Origin of the sequence: Pseudoalteromonas amylolytica, from assembly GCF_001854605.1 — a bacterium.
Lineage (GTDB): Bacteria > Pseudomonadota > Gammaproteobacteria > Enterobacterales > Alteromonadaceae > Pseudoalteromonas > Pseudoalteromonas amylolytica.
This window is the reverse complement of record NZ_MKJU01000006.1, coordinates 285,872-305,601: the sequence shown is the minus strand read 5'-3', so window position 1 is coordinate 305,601 and position 19,730 is coordinate 285,872. Positions and strand designations below refer to the sequence as shown.

Sequence of the window (19,730 nt, the reverse complement as noted above, 5' to 3'; positions counted from 1 at the left end):
GAGCACAAAAGCCGACATATGTCGGCTTTTGTATTTTTTAGCACTTGTCGATAAACTATCGCCATTAGTGTAGTAAGAGATAATTTTTGTGGTCACAACCCCTACTTTCAAATGGTCGTTCCTTGCACCTCGTTACTGGCTAACTTGGCTTGGCGTATTGTTCATGTACCTGATATCTTGGCTGCCGCAACGTGCTCAGTTTTTGTTAGGTAAATTTCTGGGTCGCCTTGTACACCGCTTTGTGAAAAAGCGCCGCAAAATTGCCCAGATCAATGTCAGATTGTGCTTCCCAAAGCTCAATGAGCAACAACAGCGTGAAATGGTGTTAAAAAACATGGAAAACACGGGAATTGCAACGCTAGAAACTGGCATGGCATGGTGGTGGCCTCAATGGCGTATTAACCGAGTAATAGGCTCCATTGATGGCATTGAGCATGTGGAGCATATACAAAAACAAGGGAAAGGCGTCTTATTGCTAGTGCCGCATATGCTACACTTAGAAATGCTGGGTCGTATACTGGGCACTGCACAGCAGGGCATCGGCTTCTATCGGCCACATAATAATCCACTCATGGAATATTTTATGACCAAAGGACGGTTACGTTCTAATGAAAGCCTCATTACCAAGCGAGATGTAAAAGGGCTACTACAAGCGTTGAAAGATAAAAAGATGTGTTACTACTTACCCGATCAAGATTATGGCCGGAATCGGTGCGAGTTTACTCCATTTTTTGCAGTCCCTGATGCTGCCACAACAACTGGCACTTTGATATTTTCATCAAGCAAAAATTGTGAAACACTGAGCTTAAGTGGCACAAGAGATGCTAGAGGTAAGTATCACCTAAAAATTTATCCTGCATTGGCAGATTTTCCAAGTGACGATGCCAAACAAGACGTGACCAGAGTCAATCAGCGGATGGAGGAAGCGATCATGTTGGCCCCAGAACAATATATGTGGTTACATCGTCGCTTCAAAACCAGACCCGATGAAAACGCACCATCTTATTATGGTTAACTTTATTTATGGTTATAAGAAAAAATAAAAAAATACAAAGACCAGCCCCAAAACCTAAGGGACAGCCTCAGCCGCAAGCGAGAAGAAAGAGAAAGGGTAAACCAGTTGCTGCTGCATGGTTTTGGGTAAAGCACTTATCACTTGCCTTTATTTTGGTTTTTGCGGCCTATTACTTTTTGTTCGGAGCCTTGCCAAGTATGAGCGTTAGTACCAGCTCCAATGTTGCCGCACGAGGCTTTTCGCAATTTTATGAAAGCTTTCGTAACCGAACATCTAGTCGCGATACCGAGCGAGCTAAATTTGTCATCGAGCTAGGATCACCCAGCTTTAGACTGGACGAAGCACTCAAAGACCGAGAGCGCGTTGTCAGACCTTCAAGTCAACGTTGGACTGGCGAGTATGAGCCCAGACGATTTGAATCAGGCGATACCTTACGCGGGGTGCTATCTGATTACGCTCGTAAAGAAGATGTAGAACTATTCTGGTACTTGGATAAGGACTACGTAGTAAAGCAAAACTTTCGCGTAGACAGTAACTTTCTGTCCGCCTTATATCAAGTCGGTAGAGCCATCAATGATGACTTTGAGTATGAGATTTATACCTTTTACTGTTACAGACAGCGTGCTGCCGTGATCACTGAAAAGCCAACTCGCTTTGTAAGAGACAATTGCCGAAAAATAGCAAACTAAAGCAGAGTGCTGTTATTAACGGTCCGCTACAATAACTTAGCGGTTATTTGACTAAATCGCCTAAATGGCGTTTAAAAATCGCCGCTACCTGTGCTGATAATTGTGCGAGCTGTGTATCCCAGCTCACGCATTTACCTTGGCGGTTTAAGCTTTGCTTATGATATTGCTCCCTAAAGAAACAATACGCCTGCGTCAGCACACGCTGCTCTTCGTCATCCAATATCGCCAGCTCTTTTGCGTGAGCCAAAATGCGAACATTATCGGTATGTTCGGTCAAAAGAGCGTTATTTGCGGCAAAGTTCAGTACTAAAAATTGTGCCAGAAACTCGATATCGGTCATCCCTCCAAGTCCTTGTTTAAGATCAAACGCATCGTTACTGTCTTTGGACAAGTGGGTGCGCATTTTCTCTCGCATTGACACAACATTATCAGCCAACTCTTTGCAGTCTCGAGATTGCCTTAAAATGGCTGTGCGGATTTGTCCAAAACGCTCATACATGCTCTGCTCTCCCAGCACCATACGAGCACGCACCAAAGCCTGGTGCTCCCACGTCCAAGCTTGCTGAAGCTGGTACTGATAGAAGCTCTCAAGATTAATCGCCAATAACCCTGAGTTCCCCTCGGGGCGTAATCTGGTATCAAGTTCATACAAGATCCCCGATGCTGTTCTGGTATTAAATAAATGCATGAGTCGCTGTGCCAGCTTTAAATAAAACTGCCTTGCTGGAATACACTTTTCTCCCTGTGTATAGCTGTCTCCATCGCTGTTATGTACAAATACTAAGTCCAAGTCAGAGTCGTATCCCAACTCCCAGCCTCCTGCCTTTCCATACGCAATGACAGCGAACCCTTTAGTTTGCTCATCACACCCCTCAGGCTGTCCATAACGCGCAATCATTTGTTGCCAGGCAAGATTAACCGCTTGCTCAATGATAGCCTCAGCCAAAGCTGTTAAATGGTCACTCACTTTCATAATACTGAGCACATCGGTGGCATCCGCTGCGGCGATACGTAACTGATGGGCCTGTTTGAACTGTCGTAAAGCTTCCATTTGTTGCTCAAGATCGTGCTGCTCGATGCGTAAAAAGTATTGTCGAATTTCAAGCTTGTAGGCATTCAAAGGCAGTGGTTTGTAAAGTGCAGCAGGGTCAAGTAGTTCATCCAGTAAGATCGGATATTTGGCAATGTGCTCAGCTATCCATAAGCTATGGGAACACAAATATACCAGTTGCTTCAGTGCCCCCTGATTCTCATATAGCAGCTCCAAATAGGCTGTTCGCGAGGCAATCATGGCTATGATATTGAGCACACTTGTTAGTTCTTCGGCTACCAGTTCTTGCTCAGCCGCTTGGTACAATAGACAGGGGATCAATTTATCGAGAATATCAGCACCACGAGCGCCCATTTGTCGCTTGGTCAATGCTTCTTTGAAACTTTGTAACGCGTTGTGCCAAGGCTCAATTTGCGCTGTATTGAGTTTGCCAGCTAACTGCTGCGTATCCCCTTCTAGCCAAACATAAGTAAAGGCTTCATCAAACGCTGTTTGCTCAAAAGGCTCATCACCAATCACCTGAGCAAATTCATCACGGATCTTAGTCATGGTGCTTTGAATGCACTCAAGACACCGCTGATAATCCGGTTTCTGCATCAACACCTGTAGCCGTGTCTGGCATACTTCGTTTTCAGGTAAAGTCTGGGTTTGTTGATCATCAAAGGCCTGTAAATATTGCTCTATTTTGCGTAAGTATAAATAGCTCTCTCTTAGCGAGCACACCGCTTCATGGGGGATCACTTCAAGCGCATCTAGCTGACTAAGCGCCGCTAACAGTGAAGAGGTTTGTAAACTGGTATCACGGCCACCACGGATCATCTGTAGGGCTTGCACGATAAATTCAACCTCACGGATCCCGCCTGCACCAAGCTTAATATTGTTTATCAGTCCTTTGCGGCGAACTTCTTGCGCTATCATGTGCTTCATCTTTCTAAGCGACTCGATAACCGAAAAATCTATATAGCGACGATACACAAAGGGGCGCATCATTTGGTAAAACACCGGCCAGTACGCGTTTGCTTTGCCCAACAAACGCGCTTTGAGCATGGCATAACGCTCCCATTCACGCCCCTGATCCTGATAATAATCTTCCATTGCCGACAAACTCATCACCAAAGGGCCACTATCACCAAAAGGCCTTAAGCGCATATCGACTCTGAACACCTGGCCGTCCACCGTCACTTGATTTAAAGCCGCAATGAGCTTTTGTGCCACCTTCGTGTAAAAAACCTGCGCTTCAATGCTTTTACGGCCACCTTGGGTGTTAACATTGTGGGGATAGCAAAAAATAAGATCTATATCCGATGAAAAGTTTAACTCGCCCCCACCAAGCTTCCCCATTCCTAACACCAACATAGGCAACGCGTTGCCTTTGGAGTCTAGCGGTGTACCACATTGCTTGACTGTCTGTGCAAATGCCCATTGGTTTGCCGCATCAATCAGCCCCTCTGATAACTGGGACACATAGTGAATGCTGTCAGCGATATCATTGCCTTTGACTAAATCCAGCCACATAACCTTTAACCAGTATCGTTGACGATACTTTCTCAATAACCGAAAACAACTTTGTTCATCGAGGGATGATAAATCTTCAGGTAATGGATTTGGCACATCACGTGATTGCATTTGCAGCTCATCAAGTAACCAATCACCAAGCATTGGGTTTTGTTGTAACACTTTAAAAGCAAAATCACTCATTGCGAGTAAACGCGCTAAGTCGGTTTCAATAGGGTTGGTATCGTATAACTGTTGCCAGCGCTGTTGTGCTAATTGAGCCAACGTAGGGGGTAAGGTGACATCATGCATAAAAATCTCCATAGCTATATGGCTCAATGAGTTGGGAGTAGTTATAGTAACAATATCTAAAATTTATCAGTAGAGCGAATATGACTTATTTGTCGTTGCAGAACATCAATTTTTTTGCGATTTTTTCGAGTTTTATCGTTATATGTTTGGTTGTGATCGTTTTACGTTTGTTGGTGCAGTATCGAGCCAAGCAAGAGCTGCAAGAGGAGCTCGCCAAACGAGATAATTTCGCGTTGGGTATCAGTTATGCCTGCCAAATTTCAGTGATAGCCTTTAGTGTCGCGTATTTTTTTGATGACATTAAATTTGCAACGGCGCTGGCACAACCCATCCAATCCTCAGTGGTATTGTTGTTGATACTGGCGTTTGTGGCATTTGGGCAATACATCCATCGCAAATGGATTTTGTATCAATTCAATGAAGAGCAAGCCATTCTCAAACAGAATATATGCGCAGCGCTTGTCGACTCAGGCATGTTGATAGCCAATGGTATTTTAGTACTAGGTTTATACCATTGGGTACATCCAAAAGGTATCAGTGACCTATTGGTAGTCAGCCTGAGTTTTTTACTATTGCAAGGGTTATTTGCGCTAGATAGCAAGCTGCGAGAAAGCCGTTTTGCCAAGGTTAATCAAGGCGCGTCATTGCAACAAAACTTCAACCTCGCAAATACCTCTATCGGTATTCGCTATGCAGGCAAAACCATTGGTTTGTCTTTAGCTATTTACGCAGGTTTACATAGTGCTCCCTATCACGGAGCCATGATAGTAGAAAACCTTTTCTCCGTGGTGCTACATTGCGGGCTGATGTGGGCATTACTATATATATGCAGTTACATACTCCTGTATGTGTCGTTACCTAAAGTTGACATAGGATTGGAAGTCGATCATCAGGATAATATCGGAATCGCCTGTATCGAATTTGCGGTTTTCGCATCAATAGGCTATCTACTAATTAGTACTTTTTCCGTGTAGCCGCTGGACATGGCTACACTAGGTGGGGCCATGTCTATCAAACCTGATAATTTTCTGTTAGTTGACAGCAATAGCGAGTTCAGCCGGGATTACGCTGAGTATTTGCGCAAACATACCAGCAACCAAAAAAGCCAATTAATCGCCGCTGGCGATAACACTCGACATCTTTTAAAAATGATGTTTGATGAACTTATCAAAGATTATAGCTATTGTGATTTTGCGAACGAAATAAGCGTTTCAGAGTTAGCCAGCTATCTTAATGAACATCACAATATTTGTGGAGTACTCATTTCCAGCTTGGATTATCATCTTGCAAGCAAAGAGCAGCAGTTTATTTTTAACTCACTACATCCTATTCGTTACTTATTAGATCAACAAGAAGATGGCAGCTTTATGTACCAAAAGCTCACTGACAAAGCCAACATTAACCATTTATCCTGCCATGGCGCGTTATCAAATGTTGGCGAAGATATTGAAGCCTCTTTGTGTAAACTTGAAACAGGCTAACCACGCCAAATTTAAAGTATTCACAAACCTTAACTGAAGCTAGACGCTTAAAGCGCAAAACTTTACTATTACCGCATTGCTATTTTACTTGGGTCTATTATGCGCATTCCCCATATTTATCAACCTTCAGAACTAAAATTAAACACACAAGTGACACTCGATGACGATGCAGCAGGGCACCTTTCACGTGTTCTACGTATGCAAAGCGGCGATAAAGTTTCATTATTCAACGGTCACGGTGGTGAATATCTATGTGAACTGATGGAGGTGGGGAAAAAAGTCGTGACAGCTCAAGTTATTGAGTTTAATGGCCACGATTGCGAATCACCGCTCAAAATTCACCTCGGTCAAGGCATTTCTAGAGGTGATAAAATGGACTTCACCATTCAAAAATCGGTGGAGCTAGGCATCACGGAGATCACCCCCTTATTTACTAACCGCTGTGGCGTAAAGCTATCAGGTGATCGCTTAGCAAAAAAACACGCACAATGGCAAAAAATAGCGATTGCCGCATCTGAGCAATCGGGACGAAATACCGTGACTGTTGTTCATCCACCTGTCGATATTAATACTTGGCTGGCACAACACTCTAGTGAGCTAAAGCTGACATTACACCCAAGAGCGCAACATAGTATCAAAACGCTTCCTACGCCAACCCATGGCGTGCGCTTTATTGTCGGCCCCGAAGGCGGCTTTACCGATGAGGAGATCAAAGCAACCAACGATCAAGGATTTATAGATGTTCGACTAGGCCCACGGGTGCTGCGCACAGAAACCGCAGCATTAACAGTACTGAGTGCATTGCAATTACAGTTTGGTGATCTTGCTCTTTAATTTTGATTATTTGGCCCCATAGTAAGGTAAAACAGTATGAAGGTGATGCATGGCAATTAAACTAGGAATTATTTCCGATCCCATTAGTGGATTTAACATCAAAAAAGACACCGGCTTTGCCATGATGATGGCGGCGCAGGCACGTGGTTATGAGCTTTATTACATGGAGCTTGGTGACTTATTCATGTACCAAGGTCATGCAAAAGCGACAGTGGCTAAAGCAAAGGTGTTCGATGATACCGCGCACTGGTATGAACTAGAAGAAAAGCAAACCATAAATTTGGCCGATTTAGACGTCATTTTAATGCGTAAAGATCCACCTTTCGATACTGAATATATTTATGCAACATACATTTTAGAGCGAGCAGAACAAGCCGGCTGTTTAGTGGTGAACAAGCCTCAAAGTTTGCGCGATGCCAATGAGAAGCTGTTTACCGCTTGGTTTAGTGAGCATACACCAGATACCTTAGTGACACGCTCTCAACAGCAAATCCGAGAGTTTTTGTCTAAGCATCAAGATATTATACTTAAACCATTAGATGGTATGGGCGGTGCGTCTATCTTCAGAGTGAAGCATGATGACCCAAACATTGGCGTGATCTGTGAAACACTGACTGAACATGGCCAACGTTTTGCCATGGCTCAACAATATATCCCTGAAATTAAACAAGGTGATAAGCGCGTCTTAGTTGTTGATGGTGAGGTGATCCCTTACTGCCTTGCTCGCATCCCTCAAGGCGGTGAAACACGCGGTAATCTTGCCGCTGGTGGCCGCGGTGAAGCGCGCCCTATTAGTGAAGACGATTTGAAAGTCGCTCAGGCCGTTGCACCAACCTTAAAAGCCAAAGGGTTGCTGTTTGTAGGCTTGGATATTATTGGTAACAAGCTTACCGAAATTAACGTCACGGCACCGACCTGTGTTAAAGAAATTGAGGCTGCGTACGATATTTCAATTATGGACAAGTTTTATGATGCGATTGAAGTAAAACTCGCCCATACTAAATAAAATTCCATAACGGGGCGACACATATGCAATCATTAGAAAACCACTTTTTAATCGCAATGCCCAGCTTACAAGACCCATTTTTTAAGCATACAGTAACTTACATCTGTGAGCACAACGAAAATGGAGCAATGGGCTTAGTTGTTAACCACCCTATTGATGTCACTGTTGGTGAATTACTAGACAAAATTGAAATCGACAATGACAAAACTCGGCCTGCAGCGGCACAAAATGTCTTTGCTGGCGGCCCCGTTCACACTGATAGGGGGTTTGTACTTCATACCCCGAAATTAGGCTACTCATCAAGCCAAGAGCTCAGCTCTGATATCATGATCACCACATCAAAAGATGTGTTGGCATCATTGACCTCAAACAGCTGCCCAGAAGCATTTTTAATCACATTAGGGTACGCTGGCTGGGAGCGTGGTCAATTAGAAAAAGAGCTACTAGAAAACTCATGGCTCGTGATTGAGGCGGATCCCGCCATTATATTCAACACCCCTCCAGAGCTGCGCTGGGAAAAAGCAGTGCAGATGCTGGGGATAGATGCAGCACAGCTCAGCTCTCAAGCTGGACACGCATAGAAGTAAATATGACAAAAAAAGAAAAAGCTCGCCCAGGCGAGCGCACGATTATGGGGTTTGACTTTGGCACAAAAAGCATTGGCATTGCTGTGGGTCAAGAGATCACCGGCACCGCGACCAGTTTAGGTGCTGTAAAGGCCAGAGATGGCATTCCCAACTGGTCAGAAATAGAGGCGCATGTCCAGCAATGGCAACCGGATTTATTAGTTGTGGGGCTGCCACTGAATATGGATGGCACCAATCAACAAGTGACGTTTGCAGCTAAAAAGTTTGCGAATCGATTACACAATAATTACCGTTTACCCGTAGAAACTCAGGATGAACGCCTGACGACCGCCGATGCTAAAGCGAGACTGTTTGAACAAGGTGGTTATAGAAACCTAGGCAAAGGCAATGTTGATAGTATGTCAGCGGTCATTATTTTAGAAAGCTATTTTGAAAGTTTGTGGCAATAAGCCACATTCTTATTATTGTGCTTTAAGTTCCTGCATTTTAGACCAATCTGGAGTAAACCCGGCCTGAGCATAGGCTTTTTTAATAATGCCCTTTGCTCTTAATTCCTTAAGCCCTTTTTGCAGTGCAGCGAAGGCACGCCTCCCATCAGGATGAAGTTTCGACACCACAAAATGGCGGCTACCATCAAGTAATACAACCCATTTAGGGTGTGCAACTAAGTGTATTCCTTCCAGTCTGTACTCATTATTTTTACTTGGCATCAGTGGCATCAACATAAAGTCCACCCATTGCATACTTACCATTCTTGCCTGTGCTACCCACTCATGCTCAATAACGTGTTTTTTAAGCGGCAATTGTTGCAACGTTGACCAGTCAGTGCGCCAACGAGGCGTGCTAACCGCCGATAGCGCTTGGAGATCATCCCAGCTACTTAAATTTGTAACTTCACGATTATCTGGGGCATAGAAAATACCCGCGTAGTACTGCCCATGTCGGATCACCGCTTCACTAATATAGATATGTTGCGCTAAAGGTTCGGCATCAGCCAGCCAATAACTATCAAAACTCAACAGCAACTTGCCCTGCTCTAATAGCTTAGTGTTACGAAAATTGACATTCCCAGTTTGGTAGGTGAATTTCTTATCAAACCCGCCTAACAGCAAAGCTTTCTGAATCAGGACCATATCCACAACATCTCGCCGTATGTAGCCACCACTAAAGTCTTCAACATCCAGTGGCGAACGGTCTTTTAAAAAACGTTGATAGTCTGCAAATACATCATCGCGAATGTACATCTGTACACTATCGCTTTGTGCGTAGCTAGGAATTTGTAGCACCCAAAGTAGCAGCCATAATACGTGGTGGAACTTAAGTTTTGTCCAGCCCATCAACCGTCACCCCTTGTAAGAAACCCGCACCCTGCTGTTCATTATTTTGCAGCTTGATCATCAATCGTAGATCATTAGGCGAATCAGCGTGATGCAGTGCATCGGCGTAATTAATACGCTGTTGTTTGTATAATTCAAACAAGGCTTGATCGAATGTTTGCATCCCCAAGTCTTTCGACTTTGCCATGGCTTCTTTGATAGACCCCACATCACCCTTTTTAATTAACTCAGCCACCAACGGTGTATTAAGCAGTACTTCAATTGCGGCAACTCGTCCATCACCTTTCGCCGCGGGGACTAACTGCTGAGCCACAATAGCACGCAGGTTAAGCGACAAGTCATACTTTAACTTATCGTGCTTTTCTTTTGGCACTAAATGCATAATGCGGTCGATAGCTTGGTTAGCATTATTTGCATGAAGCGTCGCCACACATAAATGCCCAGTTTCTGCAAAGCTCAGTGCATACTCCATGGTTTCTTGCGAGCGGATCTCACCGATTAAAATGACATCAGGTGCTTGTCGCAAAGAGCTTTTCAGAGCTGATTCAAAGCTTTCAGTATCTAACCCAACCTCACGCTGCGTGATAATGCTTTTCTTATGTTCATGAACAAATTCAATCGGGTCTTCTATTGTAAGGATATGCCCTCTTTGATTGCGGTTACGATAACCTAACAGCGCAGCAAGTGAAGTTGATTTACCTGTGCCCGTGCCACCAACAAACAACACTAAGCCTCTTTTTGACATGATCACATCAGTTAGTACCGATGGTAGACCAAGCTCGGCCACATCGGGGATCTCTGTGATGATCCTACGTATTACCATGCCGGCACAATCTCGCTGCCAAAACGCCGATACTCGAAATCGCCCCGCGTCCGTAACAATCGCAAAGTTACACTCTTTGTGCTCATGAAACTCTTGCTTTTGCTTGTCACTCATTATGGATTCCACCAGCGCGAGTGAGTTGGTGGCATCAAGGCGCTCGTCACTCAGCGGCCTTAGCTCACCGTCAATCTTTGCACTGATCACCAATCCAGCCGATACAAACAAGTCAGATGCTTGCTTATCGACCATCATCTGTAAATAGTTATTTAATGTCATCGACATACTCCTCAATAACCACTGCTGCCGTGTTTATCTTGCGACCTGCCATAGGCATCCTGCTGTGAAATCAAACCACGATTTACTAAGTTACCTAGACACTGCTCCATTGTTTGCATACCGTGAATAGCACCGGTTTGGATGGTTGAATACATCTGGGGTATTTTATCTTCTCTGATCAGATTACGAATAGCGGGCACGCCTAGCATAATTTCATGGGCGGCAATTCTCCCCCCACCAACTTTTCTTACCAAGGTTTGTGAGATCACCGCCTGTAATGACTCAGAGAGCATTGAGCGGATCATGTCTTTTTCTTCGCCAGGAAAAACATCAATAATTCGGTCTATCGTTTTTGGCGCAGAGGTCGTGTGCAGGGTACCAAATACGAGGTGCCCAGTTTCTGCGGCAGTCATGGCCAAACGGATCGTTTCTAAATCCCGTAATTCCCCCACCAAAATAACGTCAGGGTCTTCACGCAAAGCACTACGTAGTGCGGCATTAAAGCTGTGTGTATCACGGTGTACTTCACGTTGGTTTATTAAGCTCTTCTGATTTTTATGAACAAACTCGATGGGATCTTCAATGGTTAATATATGGTAATGCTGTGTCGCATTGATATGATCGACCAAAGCGGCGAGTGTGGTTGATTTACCCGAGCCGGTAGGGCCTGTTACAAGTACCAAACCTTTTCTATATTCCGCTATCTTACGGAAAATATCAGGCGCCCCCAAGTCATCCAAACTCATAACTTGAGATGGAATGGTACGAAACACCGCAGCGGGGCCACGATTGGTGTTAAATGCATTGACACGAAAGCGAGCTAAATTTGGCACTTCGAAAGAAAAATCTATCTCAAGATTTTGCTCATAGTCTCTGCGCTGGTTATCATTCATAATATCGTACACTAGATTATTTACATCTTTGGCTTCGAGCGCGGGAATATTGACGCGTCGCACGTCGCCATCAACGCGTATCATTGGCGATACGCCTGATGATAAATGTAAATCCGAGGCTTTGTGTTGCACACTAAAAGCCAATAACTCAGTAATATCCATGTATGACTCCACTACGAGCTGAAAAATAATATGGTTACAATAGCAGAACGCCTTAAGTCCGCCTACGCTCGCGTAGAAAAAGCCGCCCAACAACGCACAGCTGATCATCTTGTTGACCACCCAGTTACTATTTTAGCAGTTTCTAAGACCAAACCGGTGGAACTTATTGAACAAGCTTATATACACGGACAGCGTCAGTTTGGCGAGTCCTATGTACAAGAAGCGGTTGATAAGATTACTCATTTAAAAGAGAAAAAAGACATTGAATGGCATTTTATTGGCCCTATTCAATCCAACAAATCCCGTTTAGTCGCAGAACATTTTAGCTGGGTGCAAAGTGTTGATCGTGAAAAAATTGCCAGACGTCTTAACGAGCAGCGTCCCAATAATCTCATGCCGTTAAATGTCCTTATTCAAGTAAATATCAGTGCAGATGAAAATAAATCGGGCTGCCGCTTAGACGAGCTTGAACAACTGGCTGAATTTATCCACAGCTGCCGCCAGCTCACGCTCAGAGGATTGATGACCATCACTGAGCAAACCGATGATAAAAATAAACAATTACAATATTTCCAGCAAATGAGAGCTTGCTTTGATAGACTAAAGGACCAATATCCTCAGCTAGATACTTTGTCGATGGGTATGAGTGGTGATTTAGAGCCTGCGGTTGTAGCAGGTGCCACCATGGTACGTATTGGCACTGATATTTTTGGCTCAAGAAAATAAGGTAAGTACACGCTATGTCTAACAAAACAATTGCATTTATCGGCACTGGAAATATGAGCTACGCCATTATCGGCGGCATGATCAAAAACGGTTTTACCCCAAACAGTATTATTGCCACCAATCGCAATCAAGACAAACTAGCCAAAGTCGCAGCCGATTTTAACGTACAAACTACCTCTGACAATAATCAAGCGCTCAATGATGCAGACGTGATTGTGCTGTCTGTGAAACCACAAATGATGGCTGAACTTTGTCAAAGCTTCCAAGATTCTGGGATTGATTTTAGCAATAAGCTATTTATTTCTGTTGCCGCAGGGATCACGGTAAATAGACTGAGAGAAATGCTGGCGCACCCAGTAAAAATGGTACGCTGTATGCCAAATACTCCCTGTTTATTGGGCCGCGGTGTGTGCGGTTTATATGGTGATGGTCTTGATTCAGAAGAGCGTAACTACGTTGAACAGGTCTTTTCAGCGACAGGCATCGCCACGTGGGTAGAACAAGAATCTCAAATTAATGACATCATTGCGGTTACAGGTTCATCGCCTGCGTACTTCTTTTTGTTTATGGAAGCTATTGAACAAAAAGCAAAAGCGCTGGGCTTTAGTGATGAACAGGCCCGTCAGTTAGTACAACAAACAGCACTAGGGGCTGCAGAAATGGCGGTATCACAACCCGATATCAGTATTGCACAACTACGTGCCAATGTGACTTCCAAAGGTGGCACCACACATGCCGCAGTGGAACATTTAAAATCTCAGAACTTACTCTCAACGGTGGCCGGCGCAATGGATGCTTGTATTGCCCGCGCTGAAGAAATGGAACAGGAAATATAAGGTTATTCTATGAACGCCATGCAATTTTTAATCGGGATCATTTTTGATCTGTTCTTGATGGTCGTATTGTTGCGATTTTGGCTACAGTTGGTGCGTGCAGATTTTTATAATCCACTGAGCCAAACTGTGGTAAAGGTGACTTCTTTTGCGGTCAACCCACTGCGTAAGATTATTCCCGGCGTTGGCGGGTTAGACTTAGCGTCTTTGTTGCTGGCGTTCATGGTAGGCTTTGCTAAAGTTTCTATATTGATGGTGCTTTTTTACGGTGGTTGGAACCCTCTCGGGGCGCTGATCAATGGTGCCATCACTGTACTAAAAGAAGCATTTTCTTTGGTATTTTGGATCTTAATTATTAGAGCCATTATGAGCTGGGTCGTGCAAGGCTATAACCCTATTGCTGCGGTTTTTGATCAGTTAACTGAGCCTATGCTCAGACCTATTCGTAAGGTTATCCCTCCACTGGGAGGACTAGACTTATCGATTTTAGTGTTGCTCATCGGCATGCAGTTTTTACAACTGCTGGTGATGGACTTACTCACTTAGGAGCAATACATCATGAATAAATATTTATCACTCGCCTTGTTGCTGTTTGTATGTGCTTTCGCACAAGCAGGCTCAGAACAAGGGGGGCAATTTAAAACTCTTGGTCCATGGCAAGTGCACTATATTGCATTTCCTTCGACTTTTATTCAGCCCAATATTGCCAAAGCATATGGCCTTGAACGTAGTAATTACAAAGCGACCGTGAATATCTCTGTGCTGAGCAATAGCGCCGAAAAACCAGCGCAAAAAGTACGCTTAACAGGTGAAGCTAGAAACCTACTTGGTAATAAGCAAAACTTAGAGTTTAAAGAGGTGGTTGACGGAGATTCGGTATATTACTTAGCGCAAATTGATTTTAGCAACGAAGAAACCTACCGCTTCAAGGTAACTATTTCACAAGGCAATACTCAGCAAGTATTGAACTTTCAACAAAAATTTTATGTGGATTAAACCCAAATGCCCCAACAAGTAGTCTTGGCAACAGGTAACCAAGGTAAAGTAAAAGAGCTCGCGAGCATGCTCAGCGAGCTCAAAATTGAAGTATTACCGCAAAGCCAGTTCAATGTACCGGACGTGGCAGAAACAGGCACTACCTTTGTGGAAAATGCCATTATCAAAGCGCGTCATGCAGCTGAAGTCACTGGAATGCCCAGCATAGCTGATGACTCTGGGTTAGAGGTTGATGCGCTTAATGGTGCACCAGGGGTTTACTCGGCACGCTTCGCAGGCGCTAACGCCAGCGATCAAGACAATATAGACAAACTATTACTAGAGCTTGGAGATAATCCACAGCGTAGTGCCCGTTTTTGGTGTGTGTTAGTTTATATGCGTCATGCAAGCGACCCAACACCTATTATTTGCCAAGCCAGCTGGGAAGGACAAATAACCATGCAACAGCAAGGTCGAGAAGGGTTCGGCTATGACCCTGTATTCTTTGTTCCTGAAAAAAGCTGCACCAGTGCCGAACTTAGCAAAGAACAAAAGAATGCTCTGAGCCATCGAGGCCAGGCACTGGGTATGTTGTTGAGTCAATTGCAGGCCAATGTGTGAAATTACCTCCTCTTAGTTTATATATCCATGTTCCTTGGTGTGTACAAAAATGCCCTTACTGTGACTTTAATAGTCACAGTTTAAAGGGGAAAATTCCTGAGCAAGAATATGTACAGCACTTGTTAGACGACCTGAAAGCCGACTTACACCTTGTGCAAGGGCGCAAGCTACACAGTATTTTTGTTGGCGGAGGCACCCCAAGTTTGCTCTCAGCAAATGCTTATACCCATTTGTTGACACAAGTACGCGCGCTCATTCCTTTTGAAGAAGATATTGAAATTACTCTGGAGGCCAACCCTGGCACGGTTGAAACGGACCGCTTTGCACACTATGTTGACGCTGGCATAAATCGTATTTCAATTGGCGTGCAGAGCTTACAAGCGGACAAACTGAATGCGCTGGGTCGCATTCACGGTGAGCAAGAGGCAATTAATGCCGCACACGAAGCCCGCAAAGCGGGGTTAGGTTCATTTAATATGGACTTAATGCATGGTTTACCAAACCAGACCTTAAGCGATGCACTGAGCGATTTACAACGCGTTATAGAGCTAGAACCACCGCACATATCTTGGTATCAACTGACCATTGAGCCTAACACTCAGTTTGCGTCTAAACCACCCACATTGCCGCAAGACGAGATCCTTTGGGATATTCAAGAACAAGGTCAAGCATTGTTGGCTAATGCCGGATATCAGCAATATGAAATATCAGGGTATGCCAAGTCGGGTTTTCAATGTAAACACAACCTCAATTATTGGCAATTTGGCGATTATCTAGGGATCGGGTGTGGCGCCCATGGCAAAATTACTCTACCAGATAATCTGGAGATCTTACGTACCGTTAAAGTAAAACATCCTCGTGGTTACATGGATTTGAGCAAACCTTACCTTTACCAAAGTTGGCAAGTCGAAGAGCAGGATAGACCCTTTGAGTTTTTTATGAATTGCTTCCGTTTACAGCAACCGTGCTCTAAACAAGACTTCATTGATTTTACTGGACTATCTTTAGAGGCTGTTGAAGACAATATTGCCAATGCCGAGTCAAATGGTTTGTTACTAAATCAGGCCCATTCATGGTTAGTTACAAATAAGGGCCACACATACCTAAACGACCTGCTACAATCGTTTGTTTAGAGCAGAGAAAATCCTCTTATCTGAAATAAAGAATTTAAGACTGAGCAGATGTGCTCATGAATAACAAGAAAGGTAAAACAATGCGTAAACTTACTGTTATTGCTGCCGCTATCAGCGTAGCGCTATTAGGTGGCTGCCAGCAAACTGCTGACCAGCCAGCGCCTCAACAACAAGTTCAACAAGTTGCTCAAAGCGAAGTTGAAAAAGCAAATGCTTTTTTTGAAGAAGTATTTATGCGCAGCGTCATGCGCAGCCCTGTATATCAAACCTACATGGGTATCAAACAAGATTACGATAAATGGGACGATGAAAGCGACGCGCGTAAACTTGAAGATCTAGAGCTTGCAAAAAAGGATTTAGCAACGCTAAAAAGCATTGACCGCAACAAGCTGGATGCGTCTACGCAAGTAAGTTACGATTTAATGCAGCAAAACCTAGAAAATGAAATCGCAGACTTTAAATGGCGCTATCACACATACCCAGTGAATCAAATGTATGGTACGCATTCTACTGTGCCTGCATTTTTGATCAATCAGCACCAGATCACTGATAAAAAAGATGCACTCGCTTACATTTCACGTCTAAACGGCGTTACGAAAGTATTTGACCAATTGTTAGAAAGCTTAGAGCTTAGAGCTAAAAAAGGGATCATAGCGCCTAAGTTTGTATTTCCACACGTCATTGAATCTAGCAAAAACATAATTAAAGGCGCTCCGTTTGAAGCAGGGGAAGATTCAACTTTACTCGCTGACTTTAAGCGTAAAGTGAACAAGCTAGAGATTGACAAGGCAGAAAAAGCCGAGCTAATCGCGCAAGCAACAAATGCCCTAAACGAGGCTGTAAAACCTTCATATAGCAAACTAATCAACTACTTAGAGCAGCTTGAAAAACGTGCCGATGAGCGTGATGGCGCATGGAAGTTCCCAGATGGTGAAACCTTCTACAATACTAAGCTGGCACGTACCACAACGACTGACTTAACCGCCAAAGAAATTCATGAAATCGGCCTAGCTGAAGTCGCTCGTATTCACGATGAAATGCGTGAAATCAAAGACAAAGTTGGTTTTAAAGGCGACCTGAAGGCATTCATGGAGTTCATGAAAACCGACAAACAATTCTATCTACCTAATACTGATGAAGGTAAAGAGTTGTATCTGACTCAAGCTAAAGATTTGATTGACAACATGAAGTCACGCCTTGATGAACTGTTTATCGTCAAGCCAAAGGCTGACATGATTGTTAAGCGCGTTGAAGCATTCCGTGAAAAAGCCGCTGGCAAAGCATTCTATCAACAACCTGCACCAGATGGCTCTCGTCCAGGCATCTACTATGCAAACCTTTATGATATGGAAGCAATGCCAACATACCAAATGGAAGCTTTGGCATACCATGAAGGGATCCCAGGACACCATATGCAAATTGCTATTGCACAAGAACTTGAAGGTGTACCTAAATTCCGTAAGTTTGGTGGTTACACGGCTTACATTGAAGGCTGGGGTTTATACTCTGAGCTAGTACCAAAAGAGATGGGGTTATATGAAGATCCGTACTCTGATTTTGGTCGTTTGGCTATGGAACTTTGGCGTGCATGTCGCCTAGTTGTTGATACTGGTATCCACGCGATGAAGTGGACTCGCCAAGAAGGTATTGATTACTATGTAAACAATACGCCTAACGCTAAGTCGGATGGTGTCAAAATGGTAGAGCGTCACATCGTCATGCCATCACAAGCAACCGCGTATAAGATCGGCATGCTAAAAATTCTTGAGCTTAGAGAAAACGCCAGAAAAGAGCTTGGTGACAAGTTTGATATTCGCCAGTTCCATGACGTAGTACTAAAAAATGGTCCTGTACCACTTAACGTACTTGAGCGTTTTGTGGCTGAATGGGTTGCAAGCAAAAAGGCTTAATGCTCCTTGCATACTTTAGAAGGCTGCTTATGCAGCCTTTTTTATTCTACTACTCCAAAGCCTGTTCATTCCGCCTGCCCTTTTTCACGGTTTGAGCCATCCTATATTGTGTGCCTGATAAAACGATATGAACACACGCTCCACCATGAGCAGGGCTTTGAATTTTAAACTCCCCTTTGAGCTTCTCTGTCACCAGGTGGTAAATCACACTCAGCCCTAACCCTAGTTTTCCAAAGTGACGACTCGCTTTCATGTCAGTACCTGCAAAAATTGATAGCAACTCGGCGTCAATTCCAGCCCCATCATCTTTAAAGTATAAATGCACAAAATCATTCACAACCATCGCTGACACCACTATGTTTAAAGGTTTCCCCTCTTGCTTGGCATGCTTTACGCAATTGCTGATGCAATGATGATAAATTTGCTCAAATACTGCAGGATAACTTCTCAACAACAAGGACTCTGGGATCTCAAAGCTTACATGGCAATGACTCGCTGTTAATTCAGTTTCATGACGCTCAAATATCGCCACTATCAGTTGTTTAAGATTAAATTCAGCCTCTACGTCAAATTGGTGATAATTAGCTATGTTGTTAAAATCATCTAACACGGCATAAGTGTTTGCCAGCTCTGTATCGAGCTGTGTCAGGATCTGCTTTAGCTTCGCTAACAATTGAGCCACTTGCTCCTCACTCAGATCCCCACCAGAGAGTTTATTGCTCAGTGTGGTAAGTCGGCGGTGATGTGTCGCTGCATGTTGTAGCGAGGTCTGTAATGATTGTGAGAAACCTTGTACCATGCTCCCTAACGTCGCTGCCTGTGCCTCTTCAACAAACTGTGCATGAACTTGTTCTAGCCGAGTTGCTAACACGTCCACCATCTTTAACAGTTCACCCAATGGCGCCTCTGCAGCTATGTGGCCTCGATGGTGAGCAGGCAGCGTGTATGCCTGATGGTACTTGGCATCATTTAACACCTGCTGCGTGAGCAAAATGCCATGATGAAGTTTTCTGTAAAGAAAATACAAGCCAGCCCCCCATAGTAACGTCACCAGACTTAATAACAGCAATAACCAACTATCCAGCCATACATTTTGGCTATGCTGCTCAGATAACTTGCTCACATATATTGAAAAAAGCTCATCCAACTGACGACTCCCGTCGATTAGTTGCTGTTTAGACAGATCATTAAAGCTAAGCGAACCACTTTGTATCGCTTTTGCTACTCCTGAAACACTCTGCTGCTGAATATTTATCTGCGTAGTCAAACTGTTAGCCAGCTCGCGAGTTGGCTGTGACGCAAACCCATCAATTTCTTGTTTCAGTTGCGTGATCGCATTGTTATATGGTGTGAGCTGTGTAGGGTCTATTAATACTTGTGCATAAGTATTTTGTAGCTGACTGTATGCATTACGCAGCAAGTTCTGGTGATGTGCTACATTTGCCATCTGAAACACAGCGGTGCCCAGCAAACTAATTACAGTAATACTGAACACAATACCAATGGCGAGCACAGTTCGATAGATGAGCTTTTCACGGACAAGTTGCACTAATTTACTCTCAATTTAAACGT

20 protein-coding genes are annotated in these 19,730 nt (G+C 43.9%); 15 read left to right on the top strand and 5 right to left on the bottom strand.

Annotated features, from left to right (window positions below; genetic code table 11):
- Positions 1–88: 88 nt before the first annotated feature.
- Both lpxL and BET10_RS02840 read left to right on the top strand, forming a co-directional pair.
- Positions 89–1,015 (top strand): LpxL/LpxP family Kdo(2)-lipid IV(A) lauroyl/palmitoleoyl acyltransferase, encoded by a 927-nt coding sequence (lpxL, locus tag BET10_RS02845; protein WP_070983306.1) that lies wholly within the window; start codon positions 89–91, stop codon positions 1,013–1,015.
- A 197-nt stretch (positions 1,016–1,212) separates the two neighbouring features.
- Entirely contained in the window at positions 1,213–1,704 is a 492-nt protein-coding gene (locus BET10_RS02840; RefSeq protein ID WP_240503625.1) for a TcpQ domain-containing protein, read from the top strand.
- 43 nt (positions 1,705–1,747) lie between these two features.
- On the opposite strand, the gene glnE is transcribed toward BET10_RS02840, so the two are convergent.
- The gene (gene glnE, locus BET10_RS02835; protein WP_070983305.1) at positions 1,748–4,561 is read right to left on the bottom strand and encodes a bifunctional [glutamate--ammonia ligase]-adenylyl-L-tyrosine phosphorylase/[glutamate--ammonia-ligase] adenylyltransferase; all 2,814 of its coding nucleotides are present in this window, start codon (positions 4,559–4,561) and stop codon (positions 1,748–1,750) included.
- 80 nt (positions 4,562–4,641) lie between these two features.
- Here glnE and BET10_RS02830 point away from each other — a divergent pair, with 80 nt between their 5' ends.
- From BET10_RS02830 to ruvX, 6 genes are all read left to right on the top strand, one after another.
- Positions 4,642–5,535: a DUF350 domain-containing protein gene (locus BET10_RS02830; protein WP_070983304.1), complete on the top strand. Its 894-nt coding sequence runs from the start codon at positions 4,642–4,644 to the stop codon at positions 5,533–5,535.
- Positions 5,536–5,565: 30 nt separating this feature from the next.
- A complete protein-coding gene (locus BET10_RS02825; protein ID WP_070983303.1) occupies positions 5,566–6,042 on the top strand; it encodes a hypothetical protein in 477 nt (158 codons plus the stop codon).
- A gap of 99 nt (positions 6,043–6,141) precedes the next feature.
- A complete protein-coding gene (gene rsmE, locus BET10_RS02820) occupies positions 6,142–6,876 on the top strand; it encodes a 16S rRNA (uracil(1498)-N(3))-methyltransferase (RefSeq protein WP_070983302.1) in 735 nt (244 codons plus the stop codon).
- 49 nt (positions 6,877–6,925) lie between these two features.
- The gene (gene gshB, locus BET10_RS02815) at positions 6,926–7,882 is read left to right on the top strand and encodes a glutathione synthase (protein WP_070983301.1); all 957 of its coding nucleotides are present in this window, start codon (positions 6,926–6,928) and stop codon (positions 7,880–7,882) included.
- Between the two features lie 23 nt (positions 7,883–7,905).
- Positions 7,906–8,463 carry a YqgE/AlgH family protein gene (locus BET10_RS02810; protein WP_070983300.1) on the top strand — a complete coding sequence of 186 codons (558 nt, stop codon included), beginning with the start codon at positions 7,906–7,908 and terminating at the stop codon, positions 8,461–8,463.
- An 8-nt stretch (positions 8,464–8,471) separates the two neighbouring features.
- Positions 8,472–8,918: a Holliday junction resolvase RuvX gene (ruvX, locus tag BET10_RS02805; RefSeq protein ID WP_070983299.1), complete on the top strand. Its 447-nt coding sequence runs from the start codon at positions 8,472–8,474 to the stop codon at positions 8,916–8,918.
- Between the two features lie 12 nt (positions 8,919–8,930).
- Here the strand turns inward: ruvX and BET10_RS02800 are convergent, their stop codons facing one another.
- The 3 genes from BET10_RS02800 to BET10_RS02790 are packed head-to-tail and all read right to left on the bottom strand — an operon-like array spanning position 8,931 to position 11,960.
- Positions 8,931–9,806, bottom strand: coding sequence for a hypothetical protein (locus BET10_RS02800; protein WP_070983298.1), 876 nt, complete (start codon positions 9,804–9,806; stop codon positions 8,931–8,933).
- On the bottom strand, positions 9,787–10,911 hold the full coding sequence (locus tag BET10_RS02795; protein WP_070983297.1) for a PilT/PilU family type 4a pilus ATPase: 1,125 nt from the start codon (positions 10,909–10,911) through the stop codon (positions 9,787–9,789). Before BET10_RS02795 ends, BET10_RS02800 begins: the two co-directional genes overlap by 20 nt.
- 5 nt (positions 10,912–10,916) lie before the next feature.
- Positions 10,917–11,960, bottom strand: coding sequence for a type IV pilus twitching motility protein PilT (locus BET10_RS02790; protein WP_070983296.1), 1,044 nt, complete (start codon positions 11,958–11,960; stop codon positions 10,917–10,919).
- Between the two features lie 30 nt (positions 11,961–11,990).
- On the opposite strand from BET10_RS02790, the gene BET10_RS02785 reads away from it, so the two are divergent.
- The 7 genes from BET10_RS02785 to BET10_RS02755 all read left to right on the top strand — a co-directional run bounded on the left by BET10_RS02785 (position 11,991) and on the right by BET10_RS02755 (position 18,158).
- The gene (locus tag BET10_RS02785) at positions 11,991–12,686 is read left to right on the top strand and encodes a YggS family pyridoxal phosphate-dependent enzyme (RefSeq protein ID WP_070983295.1); all 696 of its coding nucleotides are present in this window, start codon (positions 11,991–11,993) and stop codon (positions 12,684–12,686) included.
- 14 nt (positions 12,687–12,700) lie between these two features.
- Positions 12,701–13,522, top strand: coding sequence for a pyrroline-5-carboxylate reductase (gene proC / locus BET10_RS02780; protein WP_070983294.1), 822 nt, complete (start codon positions 12,701–12,703; stop codon positions 13,520–13,522).
- A 9-nt stretch (positions 13,523–13,531) separates the two neighbouring features.
- The gene (locus tag BET10_RS02775) at positions 13,532–14,065 is read left to right on the top strand and encodes a YggT family protein (RefSeq protein ID WP_070983293.1); all 534 of its coding nucleotides are present in this window, start codon (positions 13,532–13,534) and stop codon (positions 14,063–14,065) included.
- A gap of 12 nt (positions 14,066–14,077) precedes the next feature.
- Positions 14,078–14,515: a DUF4426 domain-containing protein gene (locus tag BET10_RS02770; RefSeq protein ID WP_070983292.1), complete on the top strand. Its 438-nt coding sequence runs from the start codon at positions 14,078–14,080 to the stop codon at positions 14,513–14,515.
- 6 nt (positions 14,516–14,521) lie between these two features.
- Positions 14,522–15,115 (top strand): XTP/dITP diphosphatase, encoded by a 594-nt coding sequence (locus BET10_RS02765; RefSeq protein ID WP_070983291.1) that lies wholly within the window; start codon positions 14,522–14,524, stop codon positions 15,113–15,115.
- The gene (gene hemW, locus BET10_RS02760) at positions 15,112–16,248 is read left to right on the top strand and encodes a radical SAM family heme chaperone HemW (protein WP_070983290.1); all 1,137 of its coding nucleotides are present in this window, start codon (positions 15,112–15,114) and stop codon (positions 16,246–16,248) included. The genes BET10_RS02765 and hemW overlap by 4 nt, the downstream gene beginning before the upstream one ends.
- Before the next feature lie 80 nt (positions 16,249–16,328).
- Entirely contained in the window at positions 16,329–18,158 is a 1,830-nt protein-coding gene (locus BET10_RS02755; protein ID WP_070983289.1) for a DUF885 domain-containing protein, read from the top strand.
- Positions 18,159–18,207: 49 nt separating this feature from the next.
- On the opposite strand, the gene BET10_RS02750 is transcribed toward BET10_RS02755, so the two are convergent.
- A complete protein-coding gene (locus BET10_RS02750; RefSeq protein WP_070983288.1) occupies positions 18,208–19,707 on the bottom strand; it encodes a sensor histidine kinase in 1,500 nt (499 codons plus the stop codon).
- Positions 19,708–19,730: the final 23 nt, after the last annotated feature.